Annotated in this window: 22 protein-coding genes and 1 pseudogene; 10 read left to right on the top strand and 13 right to left on the bottom strand. The window is 62.0% G+C overall.

Translation table 11 applies throughout. From position 1 onward, the window contains the following. Positions 1 to 45 precede the first annotated feature (45 nt). The 5 genes and pseudogenes from ACIGGE_RS05120 (at position 46) to ACIGGE_RS05100 (ending at position 3239) form a co-directional block, all read left to right on the top strand. A complete protein-coding gene (locus ACIGGE_RS05120; RefSeq protein WP_397489630.1) occupies positions 46 to 222 on the top strand; it encodes a hypothetical protein in 177 nt (58 codons plus the stop codon). Beyond that, a pseudogene (locus ACIGGE_RS05115) lies at positions 183 to 876 on the top strand (DUF2460 domain-containing protein); the annotation flags it as partial. The gene ACIGGE_RS05120 and the pseudogene ACIGGE_RS05115, both read left to right, overlap by 40 nt. A gap of 12 nt (positions 877 to 888) precedes the next feature. Continuing rightward, positions 889 to 1347: a DUF2793 domain-containing protein gene (locus ACIGGE_RS05110; protein ID WP_397489629.1), complete on the top strand. Its 459-nt coding sequence runs from the start codon at positions 889 to 891 to the stop codon at positions 1345 to 1347. 192 nt (positions 1348 to 1539) lie between these two features. Then, on the top strand, positions 1540 to 2616 hold the full coding sequence (locus ACIGGE_RS05105; RefSeq protein WP_103022766.1) for an OmpA family protein: 1077 nt from the start codon (positions 1540 to 1542) through the stop codon (positions 2614 to 2616). A 95-nt stretch (positions 2617 to 2711) separates the two neighbouring features. After that, on the top strand, positions 2712 to 3239 hold the full coding sequence (locus ACIGGE_RS05100) for a superoxide dismutase family protein (RefSeq protein WP_397489628.1): 528 nt from the start codon (positions 2712 to 2714) through the stop codon (positions 3237 to 3239). Here the strand turns inward: ACIGGE_RS05100 and ACIGGE_RS05095 are convergent. The 7 genes from ACIGGE_RS05095 to ACIGGE_RS05065 all read right to left on the bottom strand — a co-directional run bounded on the left by ACIGGE_RS05095 (position 3236) and on the right by ACIGGE_RS05065 (position 10088). Next, positions 3236 to 4825: an MFS transporter gene (locus tag ACIGGE_RS05095; protein WP_397489627.1), complete on the bottom strand. Its 1590-nt coding sequence runs from the start codon at positions 4823 to 4825 to the stop codon at positions 3236 to 3238. The two genes, ACIGGE_RS05100 and ACIGGE_RS05095, sit on opposite strands and share 4 nt — an antisense overlap. A gap of 4 nt (positions 4826 to 4829) precedes the next feature. After that, positions 4830 to 5546: a 7-cyano-7-deazaguanine synthase QueC gene (gene queC / locus ACIGGE_RS05090; protein WP_397489626.1), complete on the bottom strand. Its 717-nt coding sequence runs from the start codon at positions 5544 to 5546 to the stop codon at positions 4830 to 4832. A 44-nt stretch (positions 5547 to 5590) separates the two neighbouring features. Further along, on the bottom strand, positions 5591 to 5992 hold the full coding sequence (locus ACIGGE_RS05085; RefSeq protein WP_196847373.1) for a hypothetical protein: 402 nt from the start codon (positions 5990 to 5992) through the stop codon (positions 5591 to 5593). Positions 5993 to 6084: 92 nt separating this feature from the next. After that, entirely contained in the window at positions 6085 to 6990 is a 906-nt protein-coding gene (locus ACIGGE_RS05080; RefSeq protein WP_196847372.1) for an Hsp33 family molecular chaperone HslO, read from the bottom strand. A gap of 52 nt (positions 6991 to 7042) precedes the next feature. Continuing rightward, positions 7043 to 7972: an ornithine carbamoyltransferase gene (gene argF / locus ACIGGE_RS05075; RefSeq protein ID WP_397489625.1), complete on the bottom strand. Its 930-nt coding sequence runs from the start codon at positions 7970 to 7972 to the stop codon at positions 7043 to 7045. Positions 7973 to 7979: 7 nt separating this feature from the next. After that, positions 7980 to 9167: an aspartate aminotransferase family protein gene (locus ACIGGE_RS05070; RefSeq protein ID WP_397489624.1), complete on the bottom strand. Its 1188-nt coding sequence runs from the start codon at positions 9165 to 9167 to the stop codon at positions 7980 to 7982. 144 nt (positions 9168 to 9311) lie between these two features. Beyond that, complete coding sequence (locus tag ACIGGE_RS05065) at positions 9312 to 10088, bottom strand: cold-shock protein (protein ID WP_397489623.1); 777 nt, start codon at positions 10086 to 10088, stop codon at positions 9312 to 9314. Positions 10089 to 10334: 246 nt separating this feature from the next. On the opposite strand from ACIGGE_RS05065, the gene ACIGGE_RS05060 reads away from it, so the two are divergent. After that, the gene (locus ACIGGE_RS05060; RefSeq protein ID WP_222826812.1) at positions 10335 to 11135 is read left to right on the top strand and encodes a TerC family protein; all 801 of its coding nucleotides are present in this window, start codon (positions 10335 to 10337) and stop codon (positions 11133 to 11135) included. A 10-nt stretch (positions 11136 to 11145) separates the two neighbouring features. Further along, positions 11146 to 11586 (top strand): TIGR01244 family sulfur transferase, encoded by a 441-nt coding sequence (locus tag ACIGGE_RS05055; RefSeq protein ID WP_397489622.1) that lies wholly within the window; start codon positions 11146 to 11148, stop codon positions 11584 to 11586. Here the strand turns inward: ACIGGE_RS05055 and ACIGGE_RS05050 are convergent, their stop codons facing one another. Then, entirely contained in the window at positions 11587 to 13008 is a 1422-nt protein-coding gene (locus tag ACIGGE_RS05050; protein WP_397489621.1) for an amidohydrolase, read from the bottom strand. A 60-nt stretch (positions 13009 to 13068) separates the two neighbouring features. Between ACIGGE_RS05050 and ACIGGE_RS05045 the strand changes: the two genes are divergently transcribed. The 3 genes from ACIGGE_RS05045 to ACIGGE_RS05035 are packed head-to-tail and all read left to right on the top strand — an operon-like array spanning position 13069 to position 16028. Beyond that, positions 13069 to 13473 carry a hypothetical protein gene (locus ACIGGE_RS05045; protein ID WP_397489620.1) on the top strand — a complete coding sequence of 135 codons (405 nt, stop codon included), beginning with the start codon at positions 13069 to 13071 and terminating at the stop codon, positions 13471 to 13473. Positions 13474 to 13478: 5 nt separating this feature from the next. After that, a complete protein-coding gene (locus ACIGGE_RS05040) occupies positions 13479 to 14417 on the top strand; it encodes a sterol desaturase family protein (RefSeq protein ID WP_397489619.1) in 939 nt (312 codons plus the stop codon). A 24-nt stretch (positions 14418 to 14441) separates the two neighbouring features. Beyond that, a complete protein-coding gene (locus ACIGGE_RS05035; protein ID WP_397489618.1) occupies positions 14442 to 16028 on the top strand; it encodes a GMC family oxidoreductase in 1587 nt (528 codons plus the stop codon). Between the two features lie 163 nt (positions 16029 to 16191). On the opposite strand, the gene ACIGGE_RS05030 is transcribed toward ACIGGE_RS05035, so the two are convergent. The 5 genes from ACIGGE_RS05030 to ACIGGE_RS05010 form a co-directional block, all read right to left on the bottom strand. Then, a complete protein-coding gene (locus tag ACIGGE_RS05030; RefSeq protein WP_397489931.1) occupies positions 16192 to 17514 on the bottom strand; it encodes an ammonium transporter in 1323 nt (440 codons plus the stop codon). Positions 17515 to 17534: 20 nt separating this feature from the next. Continuing rightward, positions 17535 to 17873: a P-II family nitrogen regulator gene (locus ACIGGE_RS05025; protein WP_103022754.1), complete on the bottom strand. Its 339-nt coding sequence runs from the start codon at positions 17871 to 17873 to the stop codon at positions 17535 to 17537. A gap of 145 nt (positions 17874 to 18018) precedes the next feature. Continuing rightward, on the bottom strand, positions 18019 to 18720 hold the full coding sequence (locus ACIGGE_RS05020; protein WP_397489617.1) for an endonuclease/exonuclease/phosphatase family protein: 702 nt from the start codon (positions 18718 to 18720) through the stop codon (positions 18019 to 18021). Positions 18721 to 18724: 4 nt separating this feature from the next. Further along, on the bottom strand, positions 18725 to 19597 hold the full coding sequence (locus ACIGGE_RS05015; RefSeq protein WP_397489616.1) for an alpha/beta fold hydrolase: 873 nt from the start codon (positions 19595 to 19597) through the stop codon (positions 18725 to 18727). Positions 19598 to 19634: 37 nt separating this feature from the next. After that, positions 19635 to 21158, bottom strand: a complete 1524-nt coding sequence (locus ACIGGE_RS05010) for a peptide chain release factor 3 (protein ID WP_397489615.1) — start codon at positions 21156 to 21158, stop codon at positions 19635 to 19637. Between the last annotated feature and the right edge of the window lie 8 nt (positions 21159 to 21166).

Below are 21166 nucleotides of genomic sequence, written 5' to 3'. Positions count from 1 at the left end.
CGGGTTCGAAACATCAAGAATCCACCCTGAGAAAAGGAACATCTGATGGACGTAACTACGCCTGACCAACCCACCGCTACCGCCACGCCCATCGACCCAGCCGAAGCGAGTTTCGACATCGTTGCGCGGCAGGAAAGCACCGAAGCCGCGGTGGCGGATCTGCGATCCGACCTCGACCGGGTGAAGGCGCGGGCGCCATTCTGGCCATCGGCGACGTGCTGATCCCTGCGCATGGCGAACAGATCGCCACCGCCTATGACGACAGTTTCAACCAGACACATACACGACTGCTACGCAGCGCCGAAGGCCTCGGCTACCGCGGACGGATCGTCCATTATGTAGGGATGAGCCATTATTTCCGGTTCAAGCCGCTGGGCGGCGGGCATTACGTGAGCCTTGCCGGTGGTGCTGAACGAACCCTGCGCGGCCTGGCACCGATCCTTTGCCGAACAAGCTAAGATCCGCGATTTCGACGTGATCTGGTCGCTATCCTACGAATTGTTCGACGCGCATTGCTGGAACGACTGGAAGCAGCGGGCGCAGTGCTGGCCCATGACCGGCCCGCCGGCGGCCAGCGATCAGCGCATAGGAACGGGCGACGGCATGGCCAGGCGGTTCCGACTGGTGAATAATTATGGCGAGCAGCAGCGCCGGATCGTCAGCCCGCAACCCGGCAGCATACAAATTGCTGTGGGCGGTGTGGAGACTGCGGCATGGCGATACGAGACGGGCGGCCGGACCGCAACTGGTCCTCGAAGCGGGCGAGATCGACGCGCTCGGCGAATCATACGAGGGCGCGGCCCTGTGGGTCCGGCAGAAGGGCAGCTTTGCAGTTTCGCCTCCACTGCATCTCATTTCTCTATCAACTTTGGCTGAAAGGAAGATGCCATGACCACGCCCGTTTCTTTCGACGCGACCACTCCCCGCCATGCGCTCGCCATGCTGGTTCCCGCCCAGGCGCAGAAAGAATTATCCGTCAACGAGACCTTCGCGCGGATCGATGCGCTACTGCATCCCGCAGTGGAGGGTGAGGCGACAACACCGCCTCAGGACCCCGTTGCGGGCGAATGCTGGATCGTGGCGCAACCAGCCAGCGGCGCATGGCAGGGGCATGAGGGAGAGCTCGCCTGCTGGGATGGCACCCAATGGACGCTCTGTACTGCGATCGAAGGCATGCAGGTGTTCGATCGATCGGAAAGTAGCCGGATGGTTTATGCGGGCGGATGGAACCGGGTCGAGCGGCTGTCGCCTCCCTCGGGAGGGGGAGTTGTCGATGTCGAGGCACGGGCTGCGATCGAGGCAATTATCGACATCTTTGCAACACTATCGATCTTTCCACGAACCTGATGGGAACCCGATCCGGGCATCGCCGTTCGGCACAATACGGAAGGGGTCCAAATTCCCGGAACTCATTCTTACAATAAGGGAAAGCGGCAATATTGTCACAGTTCCCACCTATTGTTTACTTGCCACCTAGGGGCCTGAAAGATAGATATGTTCCACTCGGTGGCTCCAATTTCGCAAAAAGGGGAAATTATAATGCGCAAACTCGTCATAGGAATGGCGATGGCCTCTACGGCCTTTGCATCGCCAGCCCTGGCAAAAGATGACACTTGGTACGTTGAACTCAACGCCGGTGGTATGATTGTCGAAGATATCGACAACCTTTCGGGTTCCAATGAAGTCGGCACGCTTGACACCAAGATCGGTTACGACGTCGGCGGCATCGTCGGTTACGACTTCGGCCCGTTCCGTCTGGAAGCCGAAGCCAGCTTCCGCCGTGCTGAAGAAAAGGGTTACGTTGATAACAATGTATCGCTCGACAACTCGCAGGTTGGTGGCGGTGCTGAAGCTCTGAGCTTCATGATCAACGGCCTGGTAGACTTCGGTCCCGATGACGGCCTGCAGGGCTTCGTCGGCGGTGGTGCCGGTGTTGGCCGCGTCAAGGTTGGCGTGCTGACTGCATTCCCGTCGATCGACATCGTCGACAGCGACACGGGCTTCGCATGGCAGGCACTCGCCGGCGTGCGCGCACCGATCAACGACAACGTCGACATCGGTCTGAAGTATCGCTTCTACAACCAGTTCGGCAACGACCTGGTGGCATTCGACGGCCGCGACGCTCGCGTCGGTTTCCGTTCGCACTCGCTGATGGCAACGCTGGCTTACAACTTCGGCGAACCGGCAGCTCCGCCGCCGCCCCCGCCGCCGCCGCCGCCGCCGCCTCCCCCGCCGCCCCCGCCCCCGCCGCCGCCGGCGCCGGTATGCGAGACGGGTCCGTACATCGTCTTCTTCAACTGGGACAAGTCGGACATCACTCCGGAAGCAGCGACCATCCTCGACAACGCCGTGTCGGCTTACGCAGACTGCGGTACGGCAGCAATCATGCTCGCCGGCTACACCGACCGTTCGGGTTCGGCGACCTACAACATGGGTCTCGCAGAACGTCGTAACGCTTCGGTCCGTGGTTACCTGACCTCGCGCGGTGTGCCTGATGGCCGCATCACCAGCGAAGCGTTCGGTGAAGCCAACCCGCGTGTCCCGACTGCTGACGGTGTCCGCGAACTGCAGAACCGCCGCGTCGAAATCACTTACGGTCCGGGTTCGGGCATGTAAGCGACTGGCATTAGCCAAATTCGAGAAGGGCCCGGAGCAATCCGGGCCCTTTTTCGTTGCATGGTAAGATCCCTGTTCGAACCGAGAGGACTTCCATGAATAAACTGTTCCTGCTGCCGCCCATCACAGCCATCGCCCTTGCCGGTTGCACCACGATGGACGACCTTCCCACTGAACGTGTTGGAGAGACGACGCTGCTGTTCGCCAACGGCACGCCTGCCGGAACCGTTCAACTGTTGAGCAGCGGCCAGACCGTGACGGTCGCCGTCGCTGCCGTGGGCATGTCACCCGGTGAACATGGCTTTCACCTTCACACTACGGGCAAATGCACCGCGCCCGATTTCACGAGTGCAGGCGGCCATCTCAACCCCGGCAATAACACACACGGATCAATGTCCCCCGGCGGTCAGCATCTTGGCGATATGCCCAACCTTACAATTGCAGCGAACGGCACCGGACGCGCAGAAGTGCAACTTGAAGGTAACGCCACTGATGTTCTGGCTGACATCTTCGATGCCGATGGTACTGCCGTTGTCGTCCATGAAGGACCCGATGACTACCGCACCGACCCAGCGGGCGACGCCGGATCACGGATAGCATGCGGCGTTATGAAAAGGGTCTAAACCTCTTCGCCAGCGTCACGTGCACGTTCGACCACGGTGGCTGCAGCCTGAGGCACAAGCTTCAGCGCAGCCACCAGCAGGATGAAACCGAATGGCGCGGCGACAAAGGTGGATAGCACCCCTAGAGAAAGATCGTCTCCATTGGTGGCAGATACATAGCCAGCCATGAAGGGGCCGAGGCCTAGGCCGATTAGCGTCGTCGCAAGGAAGAACGTTGCTGTGGCAAGACCGCGCATGCGCGGAAGCACGAGAGCCTGGCTTGAGGCGGCCGCAGCGCCGAGCGCGGAGGCGCTGAGCAATTGCGCAAGAAAAGCGCCCACGTAGAAGACAGCCACGTCCGAGGTCGTATATGCAACGCACATGGCAGGCAGGGGCATTACGAGCCCGAACAAGATCACCCAAACGCGTCCTTCGGGGCGCCGTTCCAAGTGATAGTCCGCCATGCGTCCACCAAGGATGACCCCGAGAAATCCGGCAACGGCCCCAGGGGCTCCGAGAAACCAGCCCAATTCCGTCTTGTCGGCCCCAAGTGCCCGTTCAGCATAAGGCGCGCCCCAATAGGACGCCGCATAGGCCATGAAGGCGACCGTGCCGTATCCCAGAATTACGCAGAGAAATGCCGGTGAACCCCAGGTCAGGCGATAGGTGGGAAGGTCGCGCGCGCGCAGCCCCATCGTCCAGCTGAATACAGCATAATACCCCACGCCGAGGAACAGCCACTGCTCGAAGACGCCGGTCCAAAGCCACAGGGCCCAAGCCACCGCCGCAAAAAAGGCAGCGCCGCATAAATTGACGACCAGCGCACCGGTCCCGCGTGCCGCCGCCCCGAATACGGTGAATGGCGGGATGACCTGAAAAAGTTCACGTACGAAGCCGCGAAAGGGTTCGGGATCTTCCGGAGTCGGGAGGCCATCAATCGCGCCGCGGACCGGCTCTCGCAAGGTCAGAACCCATAGTGCCAGCACCAGACCGGGAATGCCGACCGCGAGAAACGCGGCCTGCCATCCGACCAGGCCAAGCGGACCGCCGCCCGGATAGGCTGCATTCCAGTTTTCGACGATCAGCCCGCCGATGAGAAGCGAAATGCCTCCGCCGATGTAAAGGCCCGAGGAATATATCGCCAGGGCAGTCGCGCGCAGGCGAGCGGGAAACCAGTCGGAAATCAGCGAATAGGCCGACGGGCTGGCTGTCGCTTCGCCCACCCCGACACCGATACGCGCCACGGTGAGCGTAGTCGCATTTTTCGCAAATCCGGACAGCGCCGTCATGGTGGACCACAGCGCAAGGCCCAGGCTCATCAGGCGGACGCGTTTCCAGCTATCGGCCAGCTTGCCTAGCGGGATTCCGAACAGGGCATAGAATACCGCAAACGCCGTGCCATAAAGAAAGCCGAGATAATCATCCTCGACCCCGAGATCGGCCTTGATATCGTTGGCAAGGATCGAAAGGATCTGCCGGTCGATGAAGTTCAGAACATAGATGAGAACGAGGACGCCCAAGGCATACCAGCTATAGGCAGGTACCTTGTCCGGGCCGCTGCCTGCCGCCTCTCCCTTGATCGGGGCGGCGTCCTTTAGTTCTGTCAAATCCTCACTCCGTCAAAGCCGGTGCATCCCTCGAATAGGTGGTGGTATCGGCTAGTCCCGCTTCGGCAAAGCCTTTTCGGCGCAGCCGGCACGAATCGCACGCGCCGCATGCCTCGCCCTCTGCCGTCGGATCGTAGCACGACCAGCTCCATGAAGGATCGAGACCGAGCCGATCACATTCCCTTGCGATATCCGCTTTCGACATATGTTGGAGCGGCGCATGGATCGTGAAGGGCCGACCCGCGACACCCTGCTTCGTGCCGAGCCGGGCCGTTTCTGCAAAGCTGGCAATGAATTCCGGCCGGCAATCCGGGTAGCCCGAATAATCGAGCGCATTGACGCCGATGAAAATGTCGCGAGAGTTCGACGTTTCGGCGAACGCCGTCGTCAGTGCCAGGAAGACGAGATTGCGCGCCGGCACATAGGTGACGGGTATATCCTCCCCCTCGCCGATACCGCCCTTGGGTACATCGATGTCGTCAGTCAGAGCCGATCCGCCGAACTGCCGCAGATCCAGCGGCAATTCGACGTGACGTTTCACGCCAAGCTTTTCTGCAATCGAGCGCGCCGATTGCAGTTCGCGGATATGCCGCTGACCATAATCGATCGTCAGCGCGTGCACCGCCATCCCGCGTTCGCGCGCGATAGCAGCAGTGACCATGGAATCGAGGCCGCCGGAAAGCAGGACCACGGCGGGGCCGGATGTGTCTGTTTCACTCATAGGGCTCCGCTATGCGCGAAGCAGCAGACCTGCAAGTGGGCCGCTCAGTTACATCTACCCGTCTGGCGTGCTTCGGCCGTGAACTGGAATGGCTTCCCGTCGGCAATTCCCTGGCTATCGATCTGCACCAGGCTGGGCGATTCCTTGCGGATATGAGTGCGGCCATAGCCATTGCCGCGGCACGTATACTGTACTGTCACATTACGATCCGCGTCTTCAACCACGAAGCGGTTGCAATTGCCGCCGCTGTGGCGAAGCCGGATGAATTCGCGCCCCGAGCGAATGCAGACCTTGCGCATGCTGTTATCGTCGCGGAAACGGACTTCCCATCCGCCGCGATCCAGCGTGTCGAGCATGGCAAGCGATGCCTGCGCCAGTGCAGGCGATGCCAACCCCGCAAACGGGACCAGTAAAGCAGCCATCAGGACAGCCCGGGTACGAGCCATATCATTTCACCTTTCGTCAGACGACGCGTGTTGTCTCTGATCTTTCGTACATCAAGATAGCGATGAACCGTTGTATAGCAACGACACGCCGATCAAATTTCGATGCCGAACTGTTTCGAACAGAATGCACAGTCTACGAGGACGATCCCGTTTTCATCGCGCATCTCGGCGCGCTGGTCTTCGGGAAAGCGCTCCAAAACATCCTTGTAATGTTCGACCGAGCACCTGCATCCGCGACCGATCGCGGCCCCGGGCTGAACGAGAACTTGATCTTCTTCGTGGAACAACCGCCAGGCGATCGCTTCAAGCGAAAGTTCGGGATCGAGCAGTTCTTCGTGCCGTAGCGATCCAGCGAGAATCGCGACATGTTCCCACTCGGGATGATCCAGCTTGGCATGAAGCCGCTCGCGCCCTTCTTCGCCCTCGGGGAGATGCTGCACGAGCAGTCCTGCCGCCTTGACCCCGGCGCCATCTGAACGCACGGCGCATCTGATCAGCGTCGGCACCTGTTCTGATTGGTAGAAATAGCGCTCGCACGCTTCCGCAAGACTATCGCCTTCGAGGGGAACGATACCCTGATATCGCCCCTGACCCCCGACGAGATCGAAGGTGATGGCGAGATATCCTTTGCCGAACAGCGCGAAAAGCGACGGGTTGGCACCGAGTTCCGCAAGTTTACCCTCATCGAACTCGACATAGCCGCGCAGTTCGCCGCCTTTGTAATCGCAGACCAGCAGGCTTACGGCGCCCGCTTCGGTCTGGGCTTGCATCGTAACTTGCGACCCGTCATCCTTCACCAACCCGCCGATCAGCACGGCCAGCACAAGCGCTTCGGCGAGAAGATGAGTAACGGGGGCCGGATAGTCATGCGCGGCAAGGATCTCGTCGAGCACATCATCGAGCCGCACCAGACGGCCCCGCGCGTGGCGCGCAGGGATCGTGAAGGCCAACAGACGACCAGTGTAGGTTTCTTCGTTTTTGGAGGAGGTAGCGTTCATGCCCGCCATATGGGGCGGGCTGTGGAAAATGGTAGGGTTCGGAAAATTCGCGTCAGATACGGTCGAAACACCAGAGCAGGACCGACTTTTGCGCGTGAATGCGATTTTCGGCCTCGTCGAAAACAACGGATTGCTCGCCCTCGAATACCTCTTCGCTCACTTCTTCGCCGGCGTGGGCCGGCAGGCAATGCAGGAATTTCGCATCGGGCTTGGCCGCCCCCATGAGGCTTTGCGAAACCTGAAACGGCGCCATCGCCGCCAGCTTGTTGTGAACGTGCTCCTGCCCCATGGAAATCCACGTATCCGTGACCACGATGTCGGCCCCGGATACCGCTTCTCGAGCATCCTGCGTCAATGTTACCGTAACACCGCCGCTGCGCGCCATTTCGACGAATTCGGTTTCCGGCTCATACCCCTGCGGAATGCCGACGCGGACGTTGAACTTCATCAGTCCCGCAGCTTCGAGAATGGAATGAAGCACATTGTTGCCGTCGCCCAGCCAGGCCAATTCCAACCCGGGCAATGCCTTACCATGTTCGACCACGGTCAGGAGATCGGCGACGATCTGGCACGGGTGCGAGCGGTCCGTCAGGCCGTTGATCACCGGAACGGTCGCATGGCGCGCCATTTCCAGAGCCTTTTCGTGATCGTCGGTCCGGATCATGATCGCATCGACCATCCGGCTGAGCACGCGCGCCGTGTCGGCGATGCTTTCACCCCGGCCCAGCTGGCTGGTACCGGAATCGAGGATAAGCGCCGATCCGCCCAGTTGGCGCATGGCGATATCGAAACTCACCCGCGTACGGGTGGAGCTCTTTTCAAAGATCATCCCCAGCACATGGCCGGCAAGCGGCGCGTCGGCATCGGGCCTGCCCTTGGCCCAGCCCAATCGCGCCGCCTTGCGGTCCTGCGCATCGTTGATCATGGCGGCAATCGCGTCCCCGCCTGCATCGGAAAGATCGAGGAAGTGCCGCATTGTCATAACCCTATCAGCCCGCCGGATCGTAACTTGCGGCACCAGCCGAAAGTTTGTCGAAGAATTCGTCGAATTCGGCATCAGCGGCTACCAGCGGCGGAAGAACGCGGAGCGTGTTGTCGCCTGCGGCCACCGTCAGAAGCTGGTGATTGTCGCGCAGGTGCACGAAGAACGGACGGCTCTCGACCTTCATCTTGAGCCCCAGCATCAGCCCTTTGCCGCGAACCAGCTCGAATAGATCGGGATAGTTGCCAATGAACTGCTCGAGGCGCGAACGCAGCCGTTCGCCCTTCTCGGTGACTTCGGCGAGGAATTTATCATTCGCTACAGCGTCCATCACCGCGGTGCCTGCGGCCATGGCGAGCGGATTACCGCCATAGGTCGATCCGTGCGTGCCGAAGCCCATGCCCCGCGCGGCCTTTTCGGTCGCAAGGCAGGCCCCGAGCGGGAACCCGCCGCCGATACCCTTGGCGGTCGCCATGATATCCGGCTCTATCCCGTAATGCTCGTAAGCATACAGCTTACCGGTGCGCGCCACGCCGCACTGAACCTCGTCGAAGATGAGCATCAGATCGTTCTCATCGGCGAGCGCGCGCAGGCCGCGCATGAATTCATCGCTGGCAGGGCGGATACCGCCTTCGCCCTGGATCGGTTCGACAAGGAAGCCGGCCGTTTTGTCGCTCATAAGCGACTTGGCATGTTCGAGATTGTCGAACTCGGCATACTGGAAACCTGCGAGCAAGGGCATGAAACCCTTATGCATCTTTTCCTGATTTGACGCGCTGATTGTCGCCATGGTGCGGCCATGGAAAGCATTCGTGAAAGTGATCAGTTCGGTACGATTGCCATCGCCATCTTCATGTTGGTGGTAGGCACGTGCCGTCTTGATCGCGGCCTCGACCGCTTCGGCGCCGGAATTGGTGAAGAAGACCGTATCGGCAAAGGTCTTGTCGACCAGACGCTGCGCCAGCGCCTCGCCCTGCGGGCTGCCGTAAAGGTTGGAGACGTGCATCAGCGTCTCTGCCTGCTGCTGGATTGCGCCGATCAGGCCCGCATGGCTGTGGCCGAGGAGGTTGACTGCAATGCCGCTGGCGAAATCGAGGTAACGCGTGCCGTCTTCGTCGATCAGATGGCAATGCTCACCCTTGACCGGGCGAACGCCGCAGCGGGGATAGACGGGCATCAGCGGTGAAATCGACATAGGGCCTCCTACTGCGCCTCTTGGCGGGCGCGTTTCAACTTCAAAGACAAATGGCGGTCCCTTGAGGAACCGCCATCTGCGTGTTTGCCAGCGATCTATTGCGTCGCGCCTTGCGGGTCAAACCCCCAAGACGGCCTGCTCTTCTCAGTCCTGTGCGGGGACGAGGTTGACCGCCGAATATTTGCCGCGTCGGTCGACTTCGAGATCGAATTCGAACCGTTCGCCTTCGTTGATGCCGGCAAGACCCGAACGTTCGACTGCGCTGATGTGAACAAACGCATCCGGCTGGCCATCGTCGCGGGTCAGGAAGCCGAAGCCCTTCATCGAATTGAAGAACTTGACCGTGCCCGTTGCCTTTTCGCCAGTCAGTTCGCGCCGGGGTGCCGCCTCGCGTTCACCGCCACGCTCGCCGCGGTCACCGCCGCGCGACTGCACGGGAATGACGTCGCCAACGACCTGAAGATCCTGTGCGGAAACCTTCCCGCCGCGATCCACGAGGTTGAACTCCAGTTCCTGCCCTTCGGCCAGGCCTTCGAGCCCTGCACGTTCGACTGCGCTGATGTGCACGAACACATCTTCGCCGCCGCTATCCTGCTGGATGAAGCCAAAGCCCTTCTGGCCGTTGAAGAATTTCACCGTACCCTTGCCGGTGCCGACGACCTGTGCCGGCATGCGGTTGAAACCGCCGCCACCGCCACCGCCGCCGCCACGATCGCCACCGCCGCCGCGATTGCCGCCACCGAAACCGCCACCGCGATTCCCGCCGCCAAAGCCGCCGCGATCACCGCCGCCGAACCGATCGCCCTGGAACGCCTCGTGCGGAGTGAAATCGCCCGGGGGGCCACCGAAACTATCGAAATTGTCTTCCCCGAAACCGTCGCGTTTGTCCTTTCCGCGGCGGCGTCCTCTGTCGTAACCCATAACTCGAACAATACCTTGTCGTGCAGCCGCAAATCAGAAGCCACCGATACGAGGACTGCATGCCGTATCGACGCGGGCGGGCACGTAACCCTCCCTTTATGGAGCCATCATAGCGCGAAAGATCGTCAGGTGCGAATGATTTACGTGCAACAGTGAGCAAACCCTACAATTGTGACATTTTCGCATAGGAGATATTGCGCAAAACACATCTTGAACGAAGCGAAGGGCGCAGGCAGAGGCGCATCGATGGAATTTTTGACCCTTCTTTCGGACCCGTCTGCATGGCTGGCGCTCCTGACCCTCATCGCGCTCGAGGTCGTGCTGGGCGTCGACAACCTGATCTTCATCGCGATCCTTTCGAACAAGTTGCCCGAACACCAGCAGCAGCGCGCTCGCCGGATCGGGCTGACACTCGCGCTCGTCATGCGGATCGGCCTGCTGATGCTCATCGGCTGGCTCGTCACATTGCAGACGCCGATCTTCGATCTCGGGCTGGTCGGTGCGCCGAACGAATACGGCAAGCCGAGTTTCGAAACCGCCTTTTCCGGGCGCGACCTTATCCTGCTGGTGGGCGGCCTTTTCCTGTTGTGGAAGGCGACCAAGGAAATCCATCACGCGATGGAACCGGAAGACAATTCGGGCGAACTGCTGGACAAGACGCCCGGCGCGGGCGACGCGGCCAAGGCGACGTTCGGCACCGTCATCGCGCAGATCGTCGCTATCGATATCGTATTTTCGGTCGATTCGATCCTCACGGCCGTCGGCATGACGGACCAGATCCCGATCATGGTCACCGCGGTCGTCATCACGGTCGGCATAATGCTGGTGGCAGCCGACCCGCTGGCCAAATTCATCGAAAAGAACCCGACGCTGGTCATGCTCGCCCTTGCATTCCTGGTCATGATCGGGCTCGTGCTGATCGCCGATGGCTTCGGCTTCCATGTGCCCAAGGGTTATATCTATGCCGCCATGGGCTTTTCGGTCGGAGTCGAAATTCTCAACATCGTTCAGCGCAAGCGCCGGGCGGCGAAATCAAATCCTGTCTAGGAACCCCTTCATGAGCGAATTCCGCAAACTGTCCGACAGCTTCTATGCCAGCCCCCAGGTAACGCCGCAGGAAATCTCCGAAGCGGCAGCGATGGGCATCACGCTGGTGGTCAACAATCGTCCCGACGGCGAAGCGCCGGACCAGCCCGAGGGCGCGGCTATCGAGGCGGCAACCCGTGCAGCCGGGATGGATTACCTCGCCATCCCGATCGGTAGCGCCGGCTTCAGCGAACCGCAGGTCGAGCAGTTGCAGGATGCGCTTGCCGCTGCAAGCGGGCCGGTGCTCGGCTTTTGCCGTTCGGGCACACGCTCGACCCTGCTCTGGTCGCTCGCACGCGCACGGACGGGCGAGAACCCGGAAGAAATCAGCGAAGCTGCAGCCTCGGCCGGTTACGACGTCAGCCCGGTTCGCCCGGCCATGGACATGTTCGCCGCCAGCGCCCGCAGCTGATCATTTGCGATAATCGAGCGGCGGGGCGCGATCGCCGAGCAGCGATTCGTAGACGTAATCCTCGCCGCGCGCCGCAATGAATTCCGCCTTGGCGGTCTCGCGCAATTGCGGGTTGGTATAAAGTTCTACCGCAGCGAGCATCATCGCCTTCGCCGCATGCTGGGTGCCTTTGGCACCATAGCTGTGGCCGCTTGCGGCGACTGCCTGCCAGCTATGCGCCGCCGTTCCCGGAACCCAGGTGGCGGTGCGCACGCTGACAGTCGGCACGGCCCGGCTGACATCGCCGACGTCGGTCGATCCGTATCCCGTAAGTACCGCGTAATCTTCGATCTGCGCCGCTTCCGCCAGCTCTGGCGCGTCGTCGCCCAGGCTTTCGCGAATCGTGGCGGCCCAGGCCAATTCATCTGCAGTGTATTTGAGCGGCTCGAGCTGACGCAGCTTGGCGTCCATCATTTTCTGCAGCGATTCGACCGGCAGCGTGGGGTTGTTGCCGTGGATGATCTCCCAGTCCACTTCGGTCCCCGTGCCCATCGCGGCACCCTTGGCCGCCGCCTCCAGGCGAGGCCACAAGGCCCGCACTTCGTCCGCATCGGAATGGCGCACGTAATAGAACACCTCGGCGAAATCGGGGACGACGTTGGGCGCCTTGCCCCCATCGGTAATGACATAATGGATGCGCGTATCCATCGATGTGTGTTCGCGCATCATATTGACCATCATGTTCATCGCCTCGACCCCGTCGAGTGCGCTTCGCCCACGCTCCGGTGCACCGGCGGCATGGGCCGAAACACCGCGGAACCGGAACTTGCCCGACCGGTTGGCGAGGCTCATCCGCGATGCGGCGGAATTGCGGTCCGCCGGATGCCAGTCGATTACGAAATCGGCATCGTCGAACAGGCCGGCCCGCGCCATATAGACCTTGCCCGATCCACCTTCTTCGGCAGGCGTCCCGTATAGGCGTACGCGTCCCGGTGTGCCGGTCGCCTCCAGCCAGTTGCGGATGGCGATTGCCGCACTGAGAGAGCCGGCGCCGAACAGATTGTGCCCGCAGGCATGGCCGGCATGCTTGTCCGCAACCGGATCACGCGTCGGCTCGGCGGACTGGGTGATTCCGGGCAGGGCGTCGAATTCCGCCAGCAGCCCGATGACAGGACCGCCTTCGCCCCATTCCGCGATGAAGGCGGTCGGAATGTCTGCAACGCCCGGCCGGATCGTGAACCCTTCCTTCTGCAGTTCTTCGACCAGCAACCCGCTGGAGCGCGTTTCGAGATAACCCAGTTCCGCAAATTGCCATATCTGCTGGGCCACGCGCTCGGTGCGCTCTGCCTCCGCTTCCACCTGCGCGATGGGGTCGGCGGTTTGCGCACACACGGGCGCTGCGATGAGCGCCGCGCCGGCAGCGAGGATGGCGATCGGTTTCATGTTTTTCTCCCTGTTGCGGCCTGCTTGCCGCAAAGCGCGGCGCGTGCCAACGTCTGCCGCATGGAATTGCCACCGGCCCTGCTCCAGTTCCTGGGATCCCTGGCGGCGATCTTCGCGCTGGCCGGCGTGGCCGTGTGGCTGAAACTGGGCCCCGCCCCCCGCCTCGCCGATGAAACGGAAGCCCGGATTGCTGCCGAAGAGGCCGTCAGCGGTTTCGAACCGGTGGCGATCGGGCTGGATCGCGATGGCCGCGGCGCATTGCTGCGCGACGCTGCCGGGCGCGTACTGCTCCTGCGCCCGCATGGCGTGCATTTCGCGGGCCGGATCCTGTCGGGCGTCGCCAGTGTTCGGCGCGATGGCGACATGCTCGTCATCGACACTGCGGAAAGGCGTTACGGCGCGGCGCGGTTGGCGCTCGATGACGCTTCCGCTTGGGTCGAGGCAATAGAAGCGGTAAAGAGCTGATCGCCATGCCCGATTTCTCGCCTACCGAACTGGCAGTTCCCGGCTTCATCGCTCTCGTGCTGATGGAGATGGTCTGGGCCTGGCGCAAACGCCCCGACGCCTATGAACCAAGGGATACGCTCACCAGCCTTGCCTTCGGTCTCGGCAGTACGGTCGCTGGCCTGCTGTCCGGCGGGGTGTTTCTCGCGCTGTTCATCTGGCTTTGGCAGTTTCGCCTGTTCGATGTGCCGTGGACCTGGTGGGCCTTTGTCCTGTGCTTCGTGCTCGACGACCTGAAATATTACTGGGTACACCGTTTCGGCCACCGCGTCCGCTGGTTCTGGGCGAGCCATGTGAACCACCACTCGAGCCAGCACTACAATCTCTCAACCGCACTGCGGCAGACGTGGACCGGCTTCCTCACGCTGGGCTTCGCCTTCGCGCTCCCGCTGGTCCTTCTCGGCTTTCATCCCGTTATGATAGCCATCTGCGGCGGGTTCAACCTGATCTACCAGTTCTGGATTCACACCGAAGCGATCGATCGCATGCCACGCTGGTTCGAAGCAGTGATGAACACGCCCAGCCATCACCGCGTCCACCATGCGACCAATCCGCGCTATCTCGATCGCAACTATGCCGGCGTCTTCATCGTGTGGGACAAGATGTTCGGCACCTTCGAGCCGGAGGTGAAGGGCGAAAAGATCCGGTACGGCATCGTCAAACAACTCGGCAGCTTCAACCTGTTCTGGGCGGTGTTCCATGAATGGGTGGGCATTGTGCAGGATATGTGGCGAGCGCCGTGGAAGCACAAATTGTCCTATCTCTTGCGCGAACCCGGCTGGACCCATGACGCAAGCCGCGAAACGTCCGACCAGATAAGGGCGCGCTGGCTGGAACGGCAGGGCATGCAGGAAAATTCCGTTTCATCGGAAAACCCGATTGCGGGCGAGGCGGAGCCTGCCTAACCTCTCCGGCGGAGAGGAGTACCCATGGACGAATTCGATGTCATCGTGATTGGCGGCGGCAGCGGCGGGAGCGCCGTTGCAGGGCGGTTGGCGCAAACCGGCAAGAGCGTCTGCCTGCTGGAGGCCGGAGGCCGGAACAACGGCATGCTGGTCAAGACGCCCGGCTTCATGCCCTTCCTGCGCGACGCGCAGAATTACCGGTTCGAAACCGTTCCGCAGAAAGGCCTGAACGGACGGGTCGGCTACCAGCCGCGCGGGCGGGGCCTGGGCGGATCCTCGGCGATCAATGCCATGATCTATATCCGCGGCAATCGCTGGGATTACGACAATTGGGCCGCGCTCGGCTGCCGCGGCTGGGCTTATGACGACGTGCTCCCCTATTTCAAACAGGCCGAACACAATGTGCGCGGCGCTGATGAATTTCACGGCGCCTCGGGCCCCTTGTGGGTGAGCGACCAGAAATGGGCCAATCCGGGCAGCCTTGCCTTTGTCGAGGCAGCGACCGAACTGCAATTGCCCCGCAACGCCGATTTCAACGATGACCGGCAGGAAGGTTTCGGCCTTTATCAGGTCACCCAGAAGGACGGGGAACGCTGGTCGGCCGCGCGAGCCTATGTGGAGCCGTTAAGGGGCTCGCGGAATCTGGACGTCCGCATCGGCGTCAGCGTGCAAAAGCTCGATATCGAGGAAGGTCGTGTCACCGGCGTGACCTATACGGTCGGCGACAGGCAGCGACAGGTGAAGGCCCGCGGCGCCGTGGTGCTGTCGGCTGGCGCCTTCAATTCGCCGCAGATCTTGATGCTTTCCGGGATCGGGCCCGCCGCCCATCTGAAAGATCATGGCATCGACGTGGTGATCGACAAGCCGGCCGTGGGCAGCGACCTGCAGGATCATGTCGACTACGTCTCCAGCTGGCAGACCGAAAGCCGGGACTTCATCGGTGACAGTCTGGCCGGCACCATCCGTATGGCCAAGGCCATTCTCGAACATCGGCGCAAGCGGACGGGTATCATGACCACGCCCTATGCCGAGGCAGGCGGTTTCTGGAAGGTCATGCCCGATGCCCCCGCCCCGGACGTGCAGTGGCACTTCGTCCCTGCAATGCTGGAAGACCATGGCCGAACCAAGGTGAAGGGGCACGGCTTCTCGCTGCACGCCTGTGTGCTGCGTCCCGAAAGTCGCGGGACCGTTCGCCTTGCCGGGCGAGATGCGCAGCACGCTCCGCTGATCGATCCCAATTTCCTCGACGATGATCGCGACATGGCCATTCTGCGCGAAGGTGTGCGGCTGTCCCATCGGATCGTCGCTTCGCCCAGCATGGCGCAGTACGCGCCGCAGGACCGCTACCCCATCGATCTCGACGATGATGCGCAGCTCGACGATCTCATCCGCAATCGTGCCGATACCGTCTATCACCCCGTCGGCACCTGCCGGATGGGGGCGGATGAAGATGCCGTGGTCGATCCGACGCTGAAGGCTCGCGGGGTGGATGGGCTTTATGTGGCCGATGCCAGCGTCATGCCGCGGCTGGTCAGCGGAAACACGAATGCCCCCAGCATCATGATCGGGGAACGCTGCGCCGATTTCGTGATGGCAGCCCTCGCCGCTTAGGACGCCACCGCCCTCCTCTATCGGCAAGCCCGGCGGATACGAAAAAAGGGGCCGGAGACTAATCTCCGGCCCGGTAAAGTCGGTGTTCGCAGGAGGAACACGGTTAGACGGGGGCACCCGAGGAGAGGAGAGAGAGAGTAGGCGCCCCCGCCAAGCTTCGAATTCAGTTGTAGGCACGTTCCCCATGCTCGCCGATGTCCAGGCCGTCGCTTTCGACTTCCGGGGTGACCCGCAGACCGGTGATGACCTTGGTGATGAGCGTCGCGATCACGGTTCCGACCGTTGCCCAAACGATGGCGACGACCACGGCGACGATCTGCGTCGTTACCTGAGCCCCCATCGCATATTCTGCTGCATCGCCGGGTCCGCCAAGCGCGGGCGAATAGACGATACCCGTGCCGATCGCGCCGACGATGCCCGCAATGCCGTGGATCCCGAACACGTCCAGCGCATCGTCGTAACCCAGCTTCGGCTTGAGCTTGGCGACTGCGAAATACGCGATCACCGAAGCCACGATACCAAGCACCAGCGCTCCGAACGGGCCGCTGTTACCGGCCGCCGGAGTGACGGCGACGAGACCTGCAATGATGCCCGATGCAAAGCCCAGGGCCGATCCCTTGTGCCCGGCAAAGCGTTCCATCAGCATCCAGGCCAGGGCACCTGCGGCGGTGGCGACGAAGGTGTTGATCATGGCAAGACCGGCAGTTCCGTCTGCTTCGAGTTCCGAGCCGGCATTGAAACCGAACCAGCCGACCCACAGCAGGCCAGCGCCCACCAGCGTCAGCGTCAGGCTGTGCGGCGGCATCGGCTCCCCGGGATAGCCCTTGCGCTTGCCAAGGAACATGGCGAGCACCAGTGCCGAGACACCGGCATTGATATGGACCACGGTACCGCCGGCGAAGTCGAGCGCGCCCATTTCGAACAACAGGCCGCCGCCCGCCCACGCCATGTGCGCGATCGGGAAATAGACGATCGTCAGCCAGATGGCGGTAAACAGCATGGCGGCAGAGAACTTCAGCCGCTCCACCGTCGCGCCCAGCACCAGCGCAGCGGTAATCGCGGCGAAAGTCATCTGGAAGCTGACGAAGACATATTCGCTGATGACTTCATCGCTGAATGTCGCTGCAGTGCTGTCGGTCGTCACCTGGCTCAGGAACAGATTGCCCCAGCTGAAGAAGGCATTGCCTTCCGGCCCGAAGGCGGTCGAATAGCCCCACATCACCCAGATCAGCATCGCAAGGCACGCTGCCCCGCCGACCTGCGTTATGGTGGAAAGCATGTTCTTGGAGCGGGTGAGACCGCCATAGAACAGCGCGAGCCCAGGCAGGATCATCAGCAGCACCAGGATTGTGGCCGTCATCATCCAGGCATTGTTGCCGGGATTGGGCACGGCAGCGGCAGCTTCGGCAGCCTCCTGGGCGAAAGCCGCTGCCGGCGTAAGCAGCGCGATGCCGGTGGCAACGCTGCGAGAAAGTGTTCGAAACATCATGGGTCCCATCCTGTCCGTCAGAGCGCGGTGTCGCCGGTTTCGCCGGTGCGAATGCGGGTGGCGCTGGCGAGGTCGAAAACGAAGATCTTGCCGTCGCCGATCGCATCGGTGGTGGCAGTCTGCTGGATCGTCTCGACCACTTGCGGGGCGAGGTCGTCGCTCGCGGCGATCTCGAGTTTTACCTTCGGCAGCATATTGGTCGAATATTCGGCGCCGCGGTAAATCTCGGTCTGGCCCTTCTGGCGGCCGAAGCCCTTGACCTCGGTAACGGTCATTCCAGCCACCCCGATGCCCCCCAGGGCCTCGCGGACCTCGTCGAGCTTGAACGGCTTGATGACGGCGATGATGAATTTCACGCGCTCACCCCCTCGTGTGATCTACCGGCCCAAGCACCGGCATGCGCAGACGCAGCAAAGTGCGTGCCAAACACGTTTTCGGTAAGATTTGGACGCTAAGCGCGGGACCGACGCAACATTCGTTGCCCGATAATTAGGCGCGTGCCTATTTTTTGATCAGGGAAAGTACGGCCTTCACGGGCAGATGGTCGGATGCAACCGTCGAAAGCGCCGTGTGATGAACGTCCGAAGAAACGACGTTCCAATGGGTGCTGGCCACGATCCGGTCGAGCGTCGCCACTGGCTGCCTGCTTGGATAGCTGCGCCCCGGCGTGACGATGTGCCAGCCTTGCGCAAATTCACGCATGGCGCCTGTCTGACGGCCCCATTGGTTGAAATCGCCCATGATCACCGTCGGCAAGTTGCGGTCGCAGGCATTGCAGAACCCCAGCAACGAACGGATCTGGTCGCGCCGCCGGAGACCCGACAGGTCGAGATGCGTTCCGATCACCCGCAGGCTGTGCCCCTCGACAACGATTTCTCCGCAGGCCGCGCCCCGCGGCTCGATGGTCGGCAGATCCAGCGCCTCGCCCGATACGATGTCGATCCCGCGGCGGACGAGCAGGGCATTGCCATGCCAGCCGATGCTGCGCGGCCGCCGCGCCACCTCGATCACGCGCCAGCGCGTATCGTCGATATCGGCACGCGGCAGCACGCTGGCGCGCTCGCCGATGCGCCGGTCAGCTTCCTGCAATGCTATGATGTCGGCATCGATCTCGTGCAGGACGGACAGGATGCGTTCGGGGTCGCGCCGGCGGTCGAGCCCGACGCCCTTGTGGATGTTGTAGCTGGCGAAAGTAAGCTGCACCGTATCAGAGGAACTCGCGGATCGTCTTCATGAAACGGTCGAACTGATCGTGATGCAGCCAGTGGCCCGCATTCTCGAATTCGATCACCTCGGCATTGTTGAAATGGTCCAGCCGGCCATCCCCTTCGGGGTTCGAAGCCCAGCTGTCCGCCCCGTAAAGCAGCAATGTCGGCGCCGTGATCGCGGCCCAGGTCTGGTGCTGGAACTCGTCCGCCACATCTTCCACGCCCCATACGTTCAGATGCGGGTCGAACTTCCAGCTATAGGTGCCGTCCTCGTTCTTGTTCACGCCGTGCAGCGTCAGATGGCGCGCCTGGTCTTCGGTGAGGAACTTGTTCTCCTCGATCATCCGGCGAAAGGCCGACTCGATGCTTTCGTATTTGCGCGGGATGCGGCCCGATGCGGCGCGTTTCTTGCCGATCCATTCGGCCATCCGTTCGGGGTATGGCGTTTCGCGCTGCTCGGCCTGCCGCGCCGGGCTCGGGCCGAGCCCTTCGATCGCCACGATCTTGCGCACCATGTCGGGAAAGGTCCCGGCATAACGCAGGGCGACGTTTCCGCCCATCGAATGGCTGACGATCGTCACCGGCCCCCGGTCGAGCTGGTGGATGAACTGGGCAAGGTCATAGACCATGTCGTTGGCCATGTAATTGCCGTCGCTGACCCAGTCGGAATCGCCGTGCCCGCGGTGATCGAAAGCGGTGACGTGCCAGTCCCTGCACAGGTCTTCCGCCACCCAGTCCCAGCTGCGCGCATGATCGCGCCCGCCATGCACCAGCACCAGCGGCGGCGCGTCGCGATTGCCCCAATCGACATAATTGAGTCGCAGGCGCTGCGATATGAAGGTCTGCGATGTCGGTCCGGCGTGTAACGTCATGCCATGGCTTTGCCGCGAAGGCGCCTGCCGTGCAACCTCAACGCTCCTTCGTGGCGGAGAAGGTAAGGTCCGGGTTCTTTTCCTGCTGATAGTTCACGTCCCACGGGCTCTTGGCCATGAAGACGAGGTCCCCGTCGCGATCCTTGGCGAGGTTGGACAGGTTGAACTTCTCGAAGTCGTTCATCGCCTTGTCCTCGCCCCTGATCCAGCGCGCAGTGGCAAAGGGCGATGCTTCCAGCCGGGCTTCCACCTTGTATTCGGCCGACAATCGCGAAATCAGCACGTCGAGCTGCAGCTGGCCGACCACGCCGACGATCCACTGCCCGCCCAGCTCGGGATAGAACACCTGGATCACCCCTTCTTCGGAAAGATCGTCGAGCGCTTTGCGCAACTGTTTGGTCTTGGTCGGATCGACCAGCGCGACACGGCGCAGGATTTCCGGCGCGAAATTGGGCAGGCCGGTAAAGCGGATCGCATTCTTCTCGCTCAGCGTATCGCCCACGCGCAGCGTGCCGTGGTTCGGGATGCCGATGATGTCGCCCGGCTCCGCCGTGTCGGCCACCTCGCGGTCCTGCGCGAAGAACAGGATCGGCGAATGGATCGCCACCGGCTTGCCGAGGCCCGACGGCGTCAGCTTCATGCCGCGTTTGAACGTGCCCGATACCTGCCGCATGAAGGCGATGCGGTCGCGGTGGTTGGGGTCCATATTGGCCTGCACCTTGAAGATGAAGCCGGTCACCTCGTCGCGCTCCGGGCTTATCTGTTCTTCGCCCGCGGGCTGCGGGCGCGGCGGCGGGGCGTATTTCGCGATTGCCTCGATCAGCTCGGTCACGCCGAAATTCTTCAGCGCCGATCCGAAATAGACCGGCGTCAGATCGCCATTGCGATAGGCTTCCAGATCGAATTCGGGATAGCCGATCTGCGCCAGTTCGATGTTCTCGGCAAAGCGTTCGGGGATTTCGGCGTCGCAATCGCGCGTGCCCTTGAACTCCTTGCTCGGCCCCTCGGGCCGCGCGATGCAGCCGGTCTCGAAATCGAGCACGCCTTCGAACTCGCCGCCCATGCCCACTGGATAGGCCTGCGGGCTGACGTCCAGCGCCAGCATGTCGGCGATCTCGTCCAGCAGCTCGAACACCGGCCGCCCTTCACGGTCGACCTTGTTGACGAAGGTGATGATCGGCACGCTGCGTAACCGGCAGACCTCGAACAGCTTCCTCGTCTGCGGCTCGATGCCCTTGGCCGCGTCGATCACCATGATCGCCGAATCGACCGCCGTCAGCGTGCGATAGGTGTCTTCGGAAAAATCCTCGTGCCCCGGCGTGTCGAGCAGGTTGAAGGTGATGCCCTCGCGCTCGAACGTCATGACCGAACTGGTCACCGAAATGCCGCGCTGCTGTTCGATCTTCATCCAGTCGGACCGCGCCCGCCGCGCCTGTCCGCGCGCCTTGACCTCGCCGGCCAGGTGAATGGCGCCGCCGGTCAGCAACAGCTTCTCGGTCAGCGTGGTCTTGCCCGCGTCGGGGTGGGAAATGATGGCGAAGGTACGGCGATTGGAAATCATGTCATGTC

It is taken from the genome of Qipengyuania sp. NPDC077410, from assembly GCF_044543405.1.
GTDB classification, from domain to species: domain Bacteria; phylum Pseudomonadota; class Alphaproteobacteria; order Sphingomonadales; family Sphingomonadaceae; genus Qipengyuania; species Qipengyuania pacifica.
Note: the sequence above shows the minus strand (reverse complement) of the source record. Positions and strands in the feature narration are given on the sequence as shown.